This window comes from Micromonospora sp. WMMD964 (assembly GCF_029581455.1).
Classification (GTDB): Bacteria; Actinomycetota; Actinomycetes; order Mycobacteriales; family Micromonosporaceae; genus Micromonospora.
The window spans coordinates 905001-918226 of sequence record NZ_CP120860.1; the positions used below are offsets into that span (position 1 = coordinate 905001).

The following is a 13226-nucleotide window of genomic DNA, read 5'->3' on the forward strand; positions in this document are numbered from 1 at the left end:
CGGCCCCTGGATCTTCGGCCAGAAGGTGTTGCTGCCGGCCGGCACGGTGGTCCGGGTGGATCACCAGGACCGCGTCGTGCACGTCGACCGGGCTCGGCAGGACATCAAGGACGCACCACCGTTGGACGCCGATCACGCCGACCCGGAGTACCGGGAACGCGTCGGCAGCTACTACGCCGACAGCTACCTTCCCCCGCCCGGGGCCATACCGCGGGTAATCTGACCTCGTGGTCCGGCTGGGCAACTGCGCGTGGAAGGCGACCGAAACGGTCGACGGCCTCCCGTTCGGTGCGCTGCCCGGGGCCACGACCAGCCCCGGCGATGGCCGGGAGCAACTTCTCAACGTCCTCCGTGCCGGTGGTCTGCGGTACCGCGCCGGCGCGCGATGGCGGACGGCTCGCTGAGTCGATCCCGCTGACCGAGGGGGCCCGAACGGGCCCCGCTCGGCGCGCGCCCGCGTCACCCATCCCCGGATACGAGAGGCACACCACCATGTCCGTCGCACGAATGCTCACCGGCGACCGGCCCACCGGCCGCCTTCACCTCGGCCACTACGTCGGAAGCATCGCCAACCGGGTACGGCTGCACCGGCGCTACGAAAGCTTCTTCATCATCGCCGACCTGCACATGCTCACCACCCGCAACCGCCGTGCGGACATCGAGCAGGTCTCCGGTAACGCCCGGGAGATGGTGACCGACATCCTGGCCGCCGGCGTCGACCCGGAGCGGGCGACCTTCTACCTCCAGTCGGCGATCCCGGAGGTCGGTGACCTCAACACGCTTCTCCAGAACCTGGTGACCGTTCCCCGGCTGGAACGGGTTCCGTCGCTCAAGGACATGGCCCGCGACGCCGGCAAGGAGGAGATGCCGTACGGGTTGCTGGGTTACCCGGTGCTCCAGGCCGCTGACATCCTCTGCGTCAGGAGCGAGGTGGTCCCGGTCGGTCGGGACAACGCGGCGCACGTGGAGGTGACCCGCGAGATCGCGCGCCGGTTCAACCACCTGTACGGCCCGGTCTTCCCGGTGCCCGAGTTGATCCCGGCGGACACGCCGAGCCTGGTGGGCACCGACGGCGCGGCCAAGATGAGCAAGAGCCGGGGCAACACCATCGCCCTGTCCGACGACGCCGCCACCGTGCGCCGGAAGGTGCTCGGCATGTACACCGACCCGAACCGGGTACGGGCCGACGTGCCCGGCACGGTGGAGGGCAACCCGGTGTTCGCGTACCACGAGGTTTTCAATCCGGACCGCGACGAGGTCGCCGACCTGGCCCGGCGCTACCGGGCCGGGCAGGTCGGTGACGTGGAGGTCAAGGAACGGCTGGTCGTCGCGTTGGAAGCGCTCCTGGCGCCGATTCGGCAGCGGCGGGCCGAGATCGAGGCGGACCACGGGTTGGTGGACCGGCTGATCATCGAGGGCACCGAACGGACCCGGGAGGAGGTTCGGCAAACCGTGATCGAGGTACGCCGGGCGATGGGGTTGACCGGCGCCTACCAGCAGGTGCGGCGGCGGGCTGAGCGGAGCCGGCGTCGGGCGCAGACGTGAGGCGGGAGCATTCGGGTGCTCGGCGGGGGGACCGGTCGGACCGTCGGCCGGTTCGACCTGCACCGTGGCGCAGAATGCGGGGATGAGGGGGATTTCGGGCGTTCGGCCGGTGCCGGTCGCGGAGACGCACCGAACCACGATGTTCGAGATCTTCTTCGATCTGGTCTTCGTCTTCGCCCTCACCCGGGTCATCACGTTCATGGCCGGGTCGCCGACCGCGCTCACCCTGGCCCAAGGGCTGCTCCTGCTCCTGCTGCTGCTCTACTCCTGGGGCCCGTACACCTGGGTGGGAAACCTGGTGCGCGCGGACGTCGGTCTGGTCCGCGCGGCCACCCTGGTCGCGATGGCGGCGATCTTCGTGGCCGCCCTGGTGCTGCCGGACGCGTGGACCCAGGGCCCGGGGCTCGTGGACGCGCCGCTCGCGCTCGCCCTGGCCTACGTCGTCGGCCGTGCGGTGCAGCTCGTGCTCCTGTTCTGGGTGAGCACGACGGGCCAGCCGATGCGTTCGACGCTGCGCTTCTTCACCGTGCCGGTGGTGCTGGCGTGGTTTCCGCTGATCGGCGGGGCGCTGCTCGGCGGCAAGGCCCAGACCGCGCTCTGGACGGTCGCGCTGCTGACCGACATCGGTGGCGCCCGGATCGCGTCCGCCTTCCGGCCGTGGCAGGTGCGCAGCGTGGGCCACTTCACCGAGCGGTTCGGTCTGGTGCTCATCATCGCGCTGGGCGAGTCGTTGATCGCCGCCGGTGCGGGGCCGCGGACGGTGGCGCCGATCAGTGCGGCGGTGGCCGCCGCGCTGCTCGGTCTCGCCAGCACGGTGTGCCTGTGGTGGCTCTACTTCGACCGGCTGGCACCCGCCGCGCGGGAGGCCGTCCGCAACGTGCCGGGTGAGCGACGCGGCCACGTCGCCGGTGACGCGTACGGCCTCGGGCACTCGCCGTTGATCATCGGGGCGATCTACGTCGCGCTCGGCATCGAGCAGGTGATCGGCCGGCTCACCGAGGAGTCTGGGCAGGCCGATCCACTGGGCTGGGAGGCGGCCACCGCGCTCTACGGTGGCGCGGCCGTCTACCTGCTCAGCAGGCTGGCCTTCCGCCGACTGACGCTTTGGACGATCTACCCGACGCAGGTCGTCGTGGCTGTGCTGCCGCTGGTCCTGCTGCCGGTCGGCCGTTCTCTGCCGCCACTCGCGGCGCTCGCCCTGCTGACCGTCCTCCTGGTCGGGGTGACCTGGTTCGAGCGACGGATGGATCGCCGCGACGAGCGGCCGGAACCCGCCCGGCCGGTCCGGCCGGGAGAAATCTGACGTGCCGTGTCGACATCCCCGGGCGCCGATCGTCGTCATGCTGTACGGCGACCTGCCGCACCGAGAGGAGCCAGAACGTGAAGTACATGCTGCTGTTCATGAGTCCCGTGGCCGACGGGGAGGCAGTCGACAACGGGTGCACGGTCGAGGACTGGATCCGCTACGACCGGGAGATGAAGGACGCCGGGGTCTGGGTTTCCGGGTACCCGTTGCAGGACCTGACCACCTGCACGACGGTGCAGGTCGGCCCCGGCGGTGAGCGCACGATCACCGACGGGCCGTTCGCCGAGACCCGGGAACTGCTCGGCGGGTACGACGTCATCGACGTGCCGGACCTCGACGCCGCTTTGGACTGGGCGGCCCGCAGCCCCGGTGCCATCGGTACCGGCTCGGTCCAGGTTCGCCCGATCTTCGAATTCGACATGCCGGGCTGACCATGACGGACGGGGAGGCAGCAGTCGGGTCGTCGGTGGAGGCGGTCTTCCGGGAGGAACGCGGTCGACTGCTCGCCTCGCTCGTGCACCGCTTCGGGGACCTCGACCTGGCCGAGGAGGTCGCGTCCGAGGCCATCGAGGCGGCGCTCGTGCACTGGCCGACCGACGGCGTTCCGAGCCGGCCCGGCGCCTGGCTGCTCACCACGGCCCGGCGACGGGCGGTGGACCGGCTGCGACGCGACAGGGTGTTGGCGACGCGGCTCGCCGTACTCCGGGCGGAGGCCGAACGGGCCGACCCCGCCCCACCCGCCGACGCGGACCGCGACCTGCCCGACGACCGGTTGGCGCTCTTCTTCACCTGTGCGCATCCGGCCCTGGCCGCGCCGGACCGCGGGGCGCTCACCCTGCGGTTTCTCGCCGGTCTCACCACCGTCGAGGTGGCGCGGGCCTTCCTGGTGCCGCCGGCGACGATGGCCCAGCGACTCGTCCGGGCCAAGAGGAAGATCCGGGACGCCCGTATCCCGTTCCGGGTGCCCGGCGAGGACGAGTTACCCGCTCGGCTGCCGACCGTGCTCCAGGCCGTCTACTCGGTCTTCACCGAGGGGTACGCGGCCAGTTCCGGCCCGGATCTGCAACGGATCGACCTGGCCGAGGAGGCCATCCGGCTGGGCCGGATCCTTCGACGGCTGCTGCCCGCCGAGCGGGAGGTCGCCGGGCTGCTCGGTCTGATGCTGCTGGTCCATGCCCGGCGGGACGCGCGGACCGGGCCGGACGGCGCGATGGTCCTCCTGGAGGACCAGGATCGGGGGCGCTGGGACCGCCCGATGATCGAGGAGGGGCGCGGGCTGGTGGTGGTCGCGTTGACCGGGCCCGCCCCCGGCCCGTACGGGTTGCAGGCCGCCATCGCCGCCCTGCACGACGAGGCGGCGGACGTGGCCGGCACCGACTGGCCGCAGGTGGTGGCGCTCTACGACGTGCTGCTCGACCTGGTGCCCTCGCCGATCGTCGCGCTCAACCGGGCCGCCGCGGTGGCGATGCGGGACGGACCGGAGGCCGGGCTCGCCCTGCTCGACGGGTTGGCCGACGATCCGCGTCTGCGCGGCCACCATCCCTATCCGGCGGCACGGGCCGACCTGCTGCGGCGGCTCGGCCGGTACGACGAGGCCGCCGAGGCGTACCGCAGCGCGTTGGAGCTGGTCGGCACCGAGCCGGAGCGGGCCTACCTGCTCGGCCGGCTCAGAGCCGTCACGGCCGAGTGAGCTGTACCCTTCGCCGGGTGAGTCTGCCTCTGCCTCCCGGTGAGTTCGCCGCGTACCTGTTCGACTGCGACGGCACGATCGTCGACTCGATGCCGCTGCACTACGTGGCCTGGCAGCGGGCCTTGGAAGAGTGGGGCTGCGAGTTCCCGGAGGACCTCTTCTACGCCTGGGGTGGCCGGCCGACCGCCGACATCATCGTCGCCCTGAACGAGCAGCAGGGTCTGGCGATGCCGGTCGCGACAGTCGTCGAGAACCGTGAGCGCATCTACCAGGAGTTGTTGCCGCAGCTCGCCGCGGTGCCCGACGTGCTGGCGCACATCCACGACGCGCACCGGCGGGTGCCGTTCGCGGTCGTCTCCGGTAGCACCCGCGCCTCGGTCACCGCCTCCCTCGACGCGCTCGGCCTCCTGGACCGGTTCGACGTGCTGGTCTGCGCCGACGACTACACGCGGGCCAAGCCCGACCCGGAGGCGTTCCTGCTCGCGGCGGAACACCTCGGCGTACCCCCGGAGTCGTGCCTGGTCTTCGAGGACACCGACCTGGGCATCCAGGCCGCGACGGCGGCCGGCATGGCCTCGGTACGGGTGCCGCAGCAGCGCACGAGCTGAGGTCTCAGGCCACCGTCAGCAGGAGCTTCCCCGCGTAGGAGGTCTGCAGACGCTGGTGTGCCTCCCGCACCTTGCCCAGCGGGAACGTCTCCGCGACGTGCACCACGAACGGTCCCGCCTCGATGAGTTCGTTGAGGCGCTGCAACTGCCGGGGGTTCGACTCGCCGTCGTACGCCCGGACCACGACGCCGGGGCGTTCGCTCGGCTCCGGCTGCACCCCGTGGGCGTACGCGACCACGCCGCCGTCGACAAGCGCCTCGGTGAGCCGGTCCACCGGCGCGCCGCCGGCCATCGCGAGGATGGCGTCCACTCCCGCCGGTGCCGCGTCCCGGATGCGGGCGAGCACGTCGTCCAGGTCGCCGTGGCCGTCGAGGGAGATGTCGGCACCGAGCCGGGTCACCAGTGCGACGCCGTCCGCCCCGGAGGCCACGGCGATGACGTTCAGCCCCTGGCGCTTGGCCAACTGCACGGCCAGGTGGCCCTGACCGCCGCTCGCCCCGAAGACGAGCAACCAGGCGCCGGCCGACAGGCTGAGCGTGTCGAGCCCCGCCAAGGCGGTCAGCGCGTCGGTGGGCATGGCCCCGGCGTGCTCGGCCGGTACGCCGTCGGGCACCTTCGCCGCGTACTCCGCCTTGACGACCGCGTACTCGGCGTAACAGCCACCCTTGGGCCGGGTCGTGGCGGAGACGTAGACCAGTTCGCCGACCGCGACGTTGGACACCTTGCTGCCGGCCGCGATGACGGTGCCGGCGCCGTCGGAGCCGGGCACGATCGGCAGGGACGAGCCCTCCGGCACGAGGATGCCCTGCCGCTCGTACGCGTCCCACACCCCCACGCCCGCGCTCAGGACCTTGATCAGCACCTCGTCGTCGGCGACCTCGGGGATCGGCAGCTTGCGCAGCGTGATCACCTCCGGCCCACCGAACTCGTCGAAGGCCGCGGCCTGCATCCGCTCTGGCACATCCCCGTCAACCATGTGGATTCCCTCTCCGTGCCGGCGTCCCCGTCGCAGCATGCCGCCTCGGGGACAGCCCTGACCGGGCGCCGAACACCGTTCACCCACAAGGACGACCGGGCCGGACCGACGCGCCGCGACAGGGCGTAGCCGGGCGGGCGGAGCAAGCGACGGGAAAGCACACCGCCGCCGACCAGGGCCGGCGGCGGTGACGAGAGCCATGATCAGGACGTCTGCGGCTTCGGGCCGCGCAGGGCCTGCTCGACGGCGTCGCGTACCCGGGCGTCCTCGCGCGCCTTGCGCTGCGTCCGGTTGCGGCGCTGGTACAGGTACGCGGCGACGAGCACGGCGATCAGGACGACGAACACCAGCACCAGCATCCAGGGAAGGGCCCAGCCGTGCGCGGTGGCCTGGACCGGCTTGAGCGAGGTGGTGGAACCGGAGGCGTCGGTCAGCAGCGGGGTGACTGTCGCGGTCGCGGCCAGCGAGACGGCGGGAGCCACCCCGGGCACCGGCACCGTCACGTTCCAGCTCTCGCCGGGCAGCAGCTCCGGCGGTGCGGCGATGTCACCGGCCCGTACCCGCAGCAGGCCGAACGGACCCGAGACCGTCACCTCCTGCCGGCCGGACAGGGCGGCGTTGCCGACGTTGTGGACCTTGTAGGTGATCGTGGCGTCGCCCTTGGCGAACGGGTTGGACGAGCCGGCGTACGCGACGTGGAGGTCCTCGATCGCGAGGTTCGGCTTCAGCTCGCCGCCGACCCGCAACTTGATCCGGATACCGAGACGCCTGTCGACGTTGATGCCCTCGGCCTGGTCGGTCTGGGTCAGCGCGGTGAGGATGCCGCCGACGTAGTCACCGGGGGTCGCGTTCTCCGGCACGCTGATCTTGAAGGGCACCTGCACGGTCTTGCCGGGCTGGACCACGACACTGTCGGCGTTCGCCTTCACCCAGGCGCCGACGGCGACGGAATTCTTGTCCTTGGTGAGCAGGTCGAGCTGGCCCGCGTCGGTGGTGAAGCCGTCGGCCGCGTACACGGCGAGGGTCAGCGGCGCGGAGCCGCGGTTGGCCACGACCATGGCGTCCTCGACGGCACCACCGGGGTTGACGTTGTAGCTGTAGCTGGACCGGGCCTCGCCGTAGCTGTTGGAGGCCGTCCGGACCGTCCAGGCGACGTTGCCCTCCGCCGCCGAGGCGGGGACGGCACCGACACCGACGGCCGCGACGGCGGCGAGCACTGACAGTGCGGTCGTACGGAGGAGTGTCTTCCAGCGCGTTACGGACGGGTACATGTCGGTTCCTTGAGGTGATCTTGGGAGGAGTGCAAACGGGTGGCGGGGTAGGCCCCCGAAGGTGCCTACCCCGCCGAATGGAGCGGTCCGGTCAGCTGCTCAGCGCAGTGATCGTGAGGGTGGTGCGGTAGCTACCCTTCGCGATGCTGTCCGGGATCTTCAGGTCCAGGTCAGCGCCGAGCTTGGCGCCACCACGGGGGTGACCCTGCGCGGCCGCACCGAGGGCGCTGGAGACCGAGAGGCCCTTGCCCTGGTCGTCGTAGGAGGACAGGACCGGCGCGCCGGCCTCGGCACCCGCTCCGGCGTCCAGCACGTACGGGGTCCAACCCAGGTAGGAGCCCGAGAAGGTCTTGTCGGCGTCGGAGAAGTCGCCGACGTTGGCCGAGATCGACCACGGGGCGAGCGAACGACGGCTGTCCGACACGAGGATCGGGTTGATCTTGCCGTTCGCCTGGAAGTAGGTGCCGTCGCGCTCCTGCGCGGTGCCCAGGTCGACCAGACCGTTGTAGCCGTCGATCGTCCAGCCGAACTCGCCCGGAGCCGGGTTCGGCACGTTCACCTGGATGGACTGGCCGTCACCGTTGAACGGGTGCACCGTCACGTTGTCGACGATCGAGCCGACGGGCTGGCCCTCCGGGGTGTTGACGCAGGAGAGGCCGTTCTCGACCGACGCGTTCGGCGCCGCGCAGGTGCCGCTGCGGATGTTGGCCAGGACCAGCTTGTCGCTGCGCACCTGCACCTTGACGTAGCTGCGGACGTGCTCCTGGTTCTGCACGGAGTTGTACCAGTACTTGTTTGGGTCCAGCGGGTCCGGGCCGTTGCCCCGGATGCCCGTGCCACTGGTGTCCGGCTTCTTGATGTCGTAGTACTTCGAGCCGGAGGCCGAGTTGGCGGTCACGTAGATGACGCCGCCCGGGCCGGGGAAGACGTCGGCAGCACCCGGCTTCTCGGCCGGGTTCTCCTTCTGGCCGTTCTTGATGGAGTAGCTGCGCGAGTAGCTGTGGTCGTGGCCCTGCAGCACCATGTCGATGCCGAGGTTCGAGAAGGCCGTGGTGAAGTCTTCCCGCCGCTGCTTGTTGTCGGTGTCGGTCGCGTGGCTGGCCGGCGAGTAGATGGAGTGGTGGTAGACCAGCACCTTCCACTTGGCCTCGGAGCCGTGCTTGTTGACCACGTCGGTGATGTACGCGACGTGGGCGGCGTCACCGGCGTTGCTGCCGTCGGTCGGCAGCTTGTAGCTGTTGCTGTTGATGTCGATGAACAGCACGTCCTTGTAGACGAACCAGTAGTCGCCACCGGACTTGGTGCCCGCCGGGTTCCCGTTGTCGTAGTACGGGGCCGTGCGGTCGGTGTTCGGGGTGAAGTGGTGCTGCTCGTAGGACTTGCCGCCGACGTCGTGGTTACCGATGGTGGCGACGACGGGGTACTGGCGCAGCTGGTCGGGAGCCATGAACGAGGTCCACTGGCCCTCGTCGTTGGCGGACTCGACGTGGTCGCCGCCGGAGACCAGCAGTTCGGCGTTCGGGTTGGCCGCGGTGGCGACCTTCAGGGTGTCCTCCCAGCCGGCCTGGTCCTTCAGCCGGTCGCCGGAGGAGCCGATCTGGGGGTCGCCGAAGAACAGGAAGTCGTAGTCGCCCTCGAAGTCCTGCGTCTTGAAGGCGTAGGTCGGGGACCAACTGCCCTCGGCCCCGACCCGGTACGAGTACGCCGTCTTCTCGCGCAGGTTGCTGATCGTGGCGTGCCGGTTGAACCCGGTGGTGGAGGTGTTCGCCGCACCGACGGCGTCGAAGCTCACGGCGTTCGCCGGGAACTCGCCGTTGACGATCTCGGCGGTCGGGGCGAGCTGGATCTTCTGGGCGGTGTCGGCGGAGGAGTACCAGGTCACGATGCGCTGGGTCTCGTCGGCGCCGACGCCGAGGATCACGCTGCTGATCGTGGTGGACTCGGCCGCGCTCGCGGTGGCCATCAGGCCACTACCGAGGGCCGCTCCCATTCCCAGGAAGCCGGCGACGACCCCGGCGACCAGGCGCCGCCGCACGAGCCCGGAAGCCCGTGTCGAGGTGCTCAATGTCATCGACATTGTTCCCTTTTCAAATAGAGAAATGGATGTGTCTTCACCCGACGCTGGGGAAGCGGATCCACGCTTTCGCCGCCCGATGAACCGATCATGAACATGATCTTGCGAAAGACTGCACTTCGCGAACTACTTAGCCTTACTCAGGACCCGGAAATGCGCTGCACAAACCAGATGAGGCCCATGATGGACACCGCTCCCGAAACAGCACCGGTCGCCCAGAGACCGGCTTTCGGCGCACGGCGGCGCAGCACGAGCAACAGCGGGAAGACAACCGCGATAATGGTCAACTGCACGACTTCGATGCCGACGTTGAACACCAGCAGCGACCACAGCAGGGTCCACGACCACGCTTCGTCGATGCCCAACGCGCCGGCGAAGCCCAGGCCGTGCACGAGGCCGAAGCAGAACACCACGCCGAGGCGGATCCAGCCGGCCCGGTCCAGACTGAGGTGCCCGTGCCCGGCCGTCTCCAGGTCGGCGGCGTGGGTACCCCGCCGCCAGATTCCCCACAGGTGCCAGCCCGCGACGACGGCGATCGACAACGCGATCACCGGCTCCACGATCGACGCCGGCACCTCGACCAGGCCGAGCGCGGCGAGCATGAACGTCACCGAGTGCGCCAGGGTGAAGCTGGTGGCCGCGAGCACGATCTCGCGAAGCCGCCGCGACCCGGCGATGAGCGCCAGCAGGAACAGGATGTGGTCGATCCCGGACAGCAGATGCTCGGCGCCCAGCAGGAAGAACTCCCCGAACCGGTCGTACCAGGCCTGCCCGGTGGAGAAGGAGGGGTGGGCCGTGTCGAGTGCCGCGCTGCCCGTACGGCCGTCGAGTTCGTAGGTGACGATCGTCTTGGTGCCCTTGACGTACCCCTCGCCGTCCGGGAAGAGATCGCTGCGCACCTCGTGCTCGTCGACCCGCTCGGCGCAGGTCCAGTCCAGCAGCAGATCCGCGTACGGCACGCCCTCGCGCTCGCCGATCGTCGCGTCGCCCACCTGCGTCGGCCGGCACGCCGTACTCCCCGACCTGACCTCGAAACGGTCCGAGACGTACCGGAGGACCGTCGACGCATGGCTCTTCAGGGCCGCGGCCTGGGCACCGGAGTCACCCGCCTCGAACGCGGCGTTCCCCGCCTGAAAGAGCGGATCGTCGTCACCGGAATCGGCGGCGGAGACGACCAGGAGGTCATATTCGAGCTCGACCGCCGTGCGAATGTGACCCTCGTCTCCCGCAGTGATTCTCGTGTACACAGTCGACGAGAAACCGTGCGCGGACGCCGGACCGGCGCCCAGAAATGGGATCACCGCCGCGGCGATCCCGACAGCGGTGACGATAACGGTGCGGCGGACGCGCCCTAACATGCGACTCCCTTGGTTGGCCAGTGCACGTTGCATGCCGAGGGTGAACACCAACCCGCGTGCCGACGAACCGCCGGAGAACAAATTCCCGAATGGCTACCCGGACATCGCCGTCGAGCGGAATTGCGATAGGAATACGGGAAAGCATCCGCGCTCCGCGCCACCACCCGAGAGGACGACCACCTTGCGCCCCCCGCTTCGGGCCGTCGCCATGCTGGCCGCGACCGCCGCGCTGGTCACCGCCTGCAACTCCGGCGACGACTGGTCCCAGCCGCGTCCGGCACCCAGCGCCGTCGGCACACTCGGCCCAGGATTCGTCGACCCCTCCACGAGGCCCGCGCCGGAGGCGACGATCACGCCGCAGCCGGGCTCCTGGTCCGGCGTGCACCCGCCGAAGGACTATCGGGTGGTGCTGCTGACCGCCGGCGGCGACGCCCCCACCAAAGCCCTCGTGACCGCGGTCAAGGAGTGGGCGGGCGACGAGCACGTCGATCTCCGCACGATCGTCGTCGGCAACGCCCACGACGCCGTTCCCAGCATCGCCGAGGCGATGGAGATGGGCCCGGATCTCATCGTCAGCGCGGGCAACGACCTCATCGATCCCCTCGCGCTGGTCACCCCGAGTCATCTCGACGAGAAGTTCCTGGTGGTGGGCGCGGAGCTGGCCGAGCCCACCCACAACGTCACGGCCGTCGACTGGGACGGCGCGTCGTTCCGAGGCGAAGGGCTCGGGGCGTCCTCGACGTACGACCCGGCCTCCTTCACCGGGGAACGCTGCGCCGCGGCCATCCGGGCAGGCGTGGCCGCCGTCCTCAACGACCTGACCGGGATCGTGATCTGGCTCTGACGATCGGATCCGGCCGAAGCCGGTGACTCCGGCACCGGTGACCGAGGACACGGTGCGCGGAACCGTCCGGCAGGGTGGAATCAGATGCGTGAGCAGAGCACACACCACGAGTGACGGTGGGATGCGTGCTCTGCCGGACCGCCGTCCGGCCGCGCCCGGCGGTGACGACGCCTCCTCGTCTCCCGCACCGGCGCGGGAGGCTGCGGCCTATCGACAGCGCTGGGCGGTGCGGACGATGGCCATCGCGCCCGACGACCAGGTGCTGGAGATCGGCTGTGGGCGAGGAGCAGCCGTCTCCCTGATCGCCGACCAGCTCAGGACCGGCCGGATCATCGCCGTCGACCGCTCGGCGACGATGGTGCGACTCGCCACCGAACGGAACACGAGCCACATCGACGCCGGCAGAGCCGAGATCAGATGTGCCGGATTCGAGTCGGCCGACCTCACCGACCACCGCTTCACCAAGATTTTCGCGGTGAACGTCAGCCTGTTCTGGTTGGGCGACGCGACGCAGCAGATCGACCGGGTACGAAGCCTGTTCGCGCCCGGTGGGCAGCTCTACGTCTTCGGCGAGCGGCCCGGCACCGCGCACGCCACGGCGAATCTCACCGCGACCGAGGTGCTGCTCCAAGCCCACGGCTTCGTGACGACCAGGTCGAGCGTCGTACGCGGCAAGGGCCGGGTGCTCACCTGCGTCAGCGGCACACCGACCGAGTAGGTCGGGGCCTGCCCTCCATTGGACGTTGCGATTTCTTGGGACTTACCGGGGCAAGAACTGCGCAATCGCCAATTGATCTATCGCTCTCCGTCTGTACCCGTCCGGGTTGCAGAGGTGTCGTAGCATTGACCGCGAACGTTATTCATCCCGGCACGGGGAGGGCGCGGCATGAAGTTCGACATGGGAGCGCAGACTCTCGGGAGTCTCACGAAGCAGACTCAGGGGTCGTCAGATGATCTCGGGAGTCTGATCAAGCAGTTGATTGCCGCCGCCGAGCCGCTGCAGGGCAACTTCAACGGTGCGGGGCGGGTGGCTTTCGACTCGTTCAAGGCGAACGCCGATTCGATCACCGCTGCGTTGAATTCGGCGTTGGGCGCGATTCTCGGCGGTCAGAGCGGAATGGATTCCGCGTTCGGTCAGGGTGACACCGAGATGGCCGACAACGCCTCGTCGGCGGCGGGGACCGCCAACTTCGACGCCGCCAGGTTCTCAAGCGGCCGCTGATCCGGGGGAGTGGGCAGGTTATGAGCACGGACCGACGCAGTTTTGACGTGGGCACCTCGCAGCAGGTTCAGGGTGACCTCGCCGGGATCATCGCCCGGTTGGAGGCGGTGATATCGCAGCGCAGCGCAGATGTCTCGGCCGCGATGGCGGACTTCCAGGCCGACGGTGTCTCGGAGGAATACCGGACGGTCGAGGATCGGTGGAACCGCGCGGCGAGCGAGGTGCGCACGATCATCGAACTGGTCAAGACCACCATGGTGAAGAACGACGACACGGCGACGACCACGTTGGCCAAGGCGCGCACGGCGGTGCAGTCCATCGGCTGAGCCAGG

General features: G+C 69.8%; 14 protein-coding genes (1 of these 14 only partly in view). 10 read left to right on the forward strand and 4 right to left on the reverse strand.

Annotation, left to right across the window (positions count from 1 at the left end; all coding sequences use genetic code 11):
• The 6 genes from O7616_RS04265 to O7616_RS04290 form a co-directional block, all read left to right on the forward strand.
• Positions 1–223 carry the 3' end of a PRC-barrel domain-containing protein gene (locus O7616_RS04265; protein WP_282305698.1) on the forward strand. 248 nt of this gene lie to the left of the window's left edge, so 223 of the gene's 471 nt are visible here — the last part of the coding sequence; the start codon falls outside the window, past its left edge; its stop codon occupies positions 221–223.
• Positions 224–492: 269 nt separating this feature from the next.
• Positions 493–1545 carry a tryptophan--tRNA ligase gene (gene trpS / locus O7616_RS04270; RefSeq protein ID WP_282305699.1) on the forward strand — a complete coding sequence of 351 codons (1053 nt, stop codon included), beginning with the start codon at positions 493–495 and terminating at the stop codon, positions 1543–1545.
• 82 nt (positions 1546–1627) lie between these two features.
• Complete coding sequence (locus tag O7616_RS04275; protein ID WP_282305700.1) at positions 1628–2848, forward strand: low temperature requirement protein A; 1221 nt, start codon at positions 1628–1630, stop codon at positions 2846–2848.
• 86 nt (positions 2849–2934) lie between these two features.
• The gene (locus tag O7616_RS04280; protein ID WP_348773871.1) at positions 2935–3282 is read left to right on the forward strand and encodes a YciI family protein; all 348 of its coding nucleotides are present in this window, start codon (positions 2935–2937) and stop codon (positions 3280–3282) included.
• Between the two features lie 2 nt (positions 3283–3284).
• Positions 3285–4541: a DUF6596 domain-containing protein gene (locus O7616_RS04285; RefSeq protein ID WP_282305701.1), complete on the forward strand. Its 1257-nt coding sequence runs from the start codon at positions 3285–3287 to the stop codon at positions 4539–4541.
• Positions 4542–4558: 17 nt separating this feature from the next.
• Positions 4559–5149, forward strand: a complete 591-nt coding sequence (locus O7616_RS04290) for an HAD family phosphatase (protein WP_282263871.1) — start codon at positions 4559–4561, stop codon at positions 5147–5149.
• Positions 5150–5153: 4 nt separating this feature from the next.
• On the opposite strand, the gene O7616_RS04295 is transcribed toward O7616_RS04290, so the two are convergent.
• From O7616_RS04295 to O7616_RS04310, 4 genes are all read right to left on the reverse strand, one after another.
• A complete protein-coding gene (locus O7616_RS04295; protein WP_282305702.1) occupies positions 5154–6125 on the reverse strand; it encodes an NADP-dependent oxidoreductase in 972 nt (323 codons plus the stop codon).
• Positions 6126–6328: 203 nt separating this feature from the next.
• The gene (locus tag O7616_RS04300; protein ID WP_282305703.1) at positions 6329–7396 is read right to left on the reverse strand and encodes a DUF916 domain-containing protein; all 1068 of its coding nucleotides are present in this window, start codon (positions 7394–7396) and stop codon (positions 6329–6331) included.
• Between the two features lie 91 nt (positions 7397–7487).
• Positions 7488–9467, reverse strand: coding sequence for an FN3 domain-containing metallophosphoesterase family protein (locus tag O7616_RS04305; RefSeq protein ID WP_282305704.1), 1980 nt, complete (start codon positions 9465–9467; stop codon positions 7488–7490).
• A 143-nt stretch (positions 9468–9610) separates the two neighbouring features.
• The gene (locus O7616_RS04310; protein WP_282307524.1) at positions 9611–10876 is read right to left on the reverse strand and encodes a HupE/UreJ family protein; all 1266 of its coding nucleotides are present in this window, start codon (positions 10874–10876) and stop codon (positions 9611–9613) included.
• Positions 10877–11009: 133 nt separating this feature from the next.
• On the opposite strand from O7616_RS04310, the gene O7616_RS04315 reads away from it, so the two are divergent.
• From O7616_RS04315 to O7616_RS04330, 4 genes are all read left to right on the forward strand, one after another.
• A complete protein-coding gene (locus O7616_RS04315; protein ID WP_282305705.1) occupies positions 11010–11672 on the forward strand; it encodes a hypothetical protein in 663 nt (220 codons plus the stop codon).
• A gap of 88 nt (positions 11673–11760) precedes the next feature.
• The gene (locus O7616_RS04320) at positions 11761–12390 is read left to right on the forward strand and encodes a class I SAM-dependent methyltransferase (protein WP_282305706.1); all 630 of its coding nucleotides are present in this window, start codon (positions 11761–11763) and stop codon (positions 12388–12390) included.
• 168 nt (positions 12391–12558) lie between these two features.
• A complete protein-coding gene (locus O7616_RS04325; protein WP_282263852.1) occupies positions 12559–12894 on the forward strand; it encodes a hypothetical protein in 336 nt (111 codons plus the stop codon).
• A 20-nt stretch (positions 12895–12914) separates the two neighbouring features.
• The gene (locus O7616_RS04330; protein WP_282263851.1) at positions 12915–13220 is read left to right on the forward strand and encodes a pore-forming ESAT-6 family protein; all 306 of its coding nucleotides are present in this window, start codon (positions 12915–12917) and stop codon (positions 13218–13220) included.
• Positions 13221–13226: the final 6 nt, after the last annotated feature.

What these genes read in the sequence shown, in the direction of transcription:
- O7616_RS04305 (WP_282305704.1), bottom strand. Translation starts at nt 9,467, where the DNA reads ATGACATTGAGCACCTCGACACGGGCTTCCGGGCTCGTGCGGCGGCGC.
- O7616_RS04330 (WP_282263851.1), top strand. Translation starts at nt 12,915, where the DNA reads ATGAGCACGGACCGACGCAGTTTTGACGTGGGCACCTCGCAGCAGGTT.
- O7616_RS04280 (WP_348773871.1), top strand. Translation starts at nt 2,935, where the DNA reads ATGCTGCTGTTCATGAGTCCCGTGGCCGACGGGGAGGCAGTCGACAAC.
- O7616_RS04285 (WP_282305701.1), top strand. Translation starts at nt 3,285, where the DNA reads ATGACGGACGGGGAGGCAGCAGTCGGGTCGTCGGTGGAGGCGGTCTTC.
- O7616_RS04275 (WP_282305700.1), top strand. Translation starts at nt 1,628, where the DNA reads ATGAGGGGGATTTCGGGCGTTCGGCCGGTGCCGGTCGCGGAGACGCAC.
- trpS (WP_282305699.1), top strand. Translation starts at nt 493, where the DNA reads ATGTCCGTCGCACGAATGCTCACCGGCGACCGGCCCACCGGCCGCCTT.
- O7616_RS04295 (WP_282305702.1), bottom strand. Translation starts at nt 6,125, where the DNA reads ATGGTTGACGGGGATGTGCCAGAGCGGATGCAGGCCGCGGCCTTCGAC.
- O7616_RS04300 (WP_282305703.1), bottom strand. Translation starts at nt 7,396, where the DNA reads ATGTACCCGTCCGTAACGCGCTGGAAGACACTCCTCCGTACGACCGCA.
- O7616_RS04325 (WP_282263852.1), top strand. Translation starts at nt 12,559, where the DNA reads ATGAAGTTCGACATGGGAGCGCAGACTCTCGGGAGTCTCACGAAGCAG.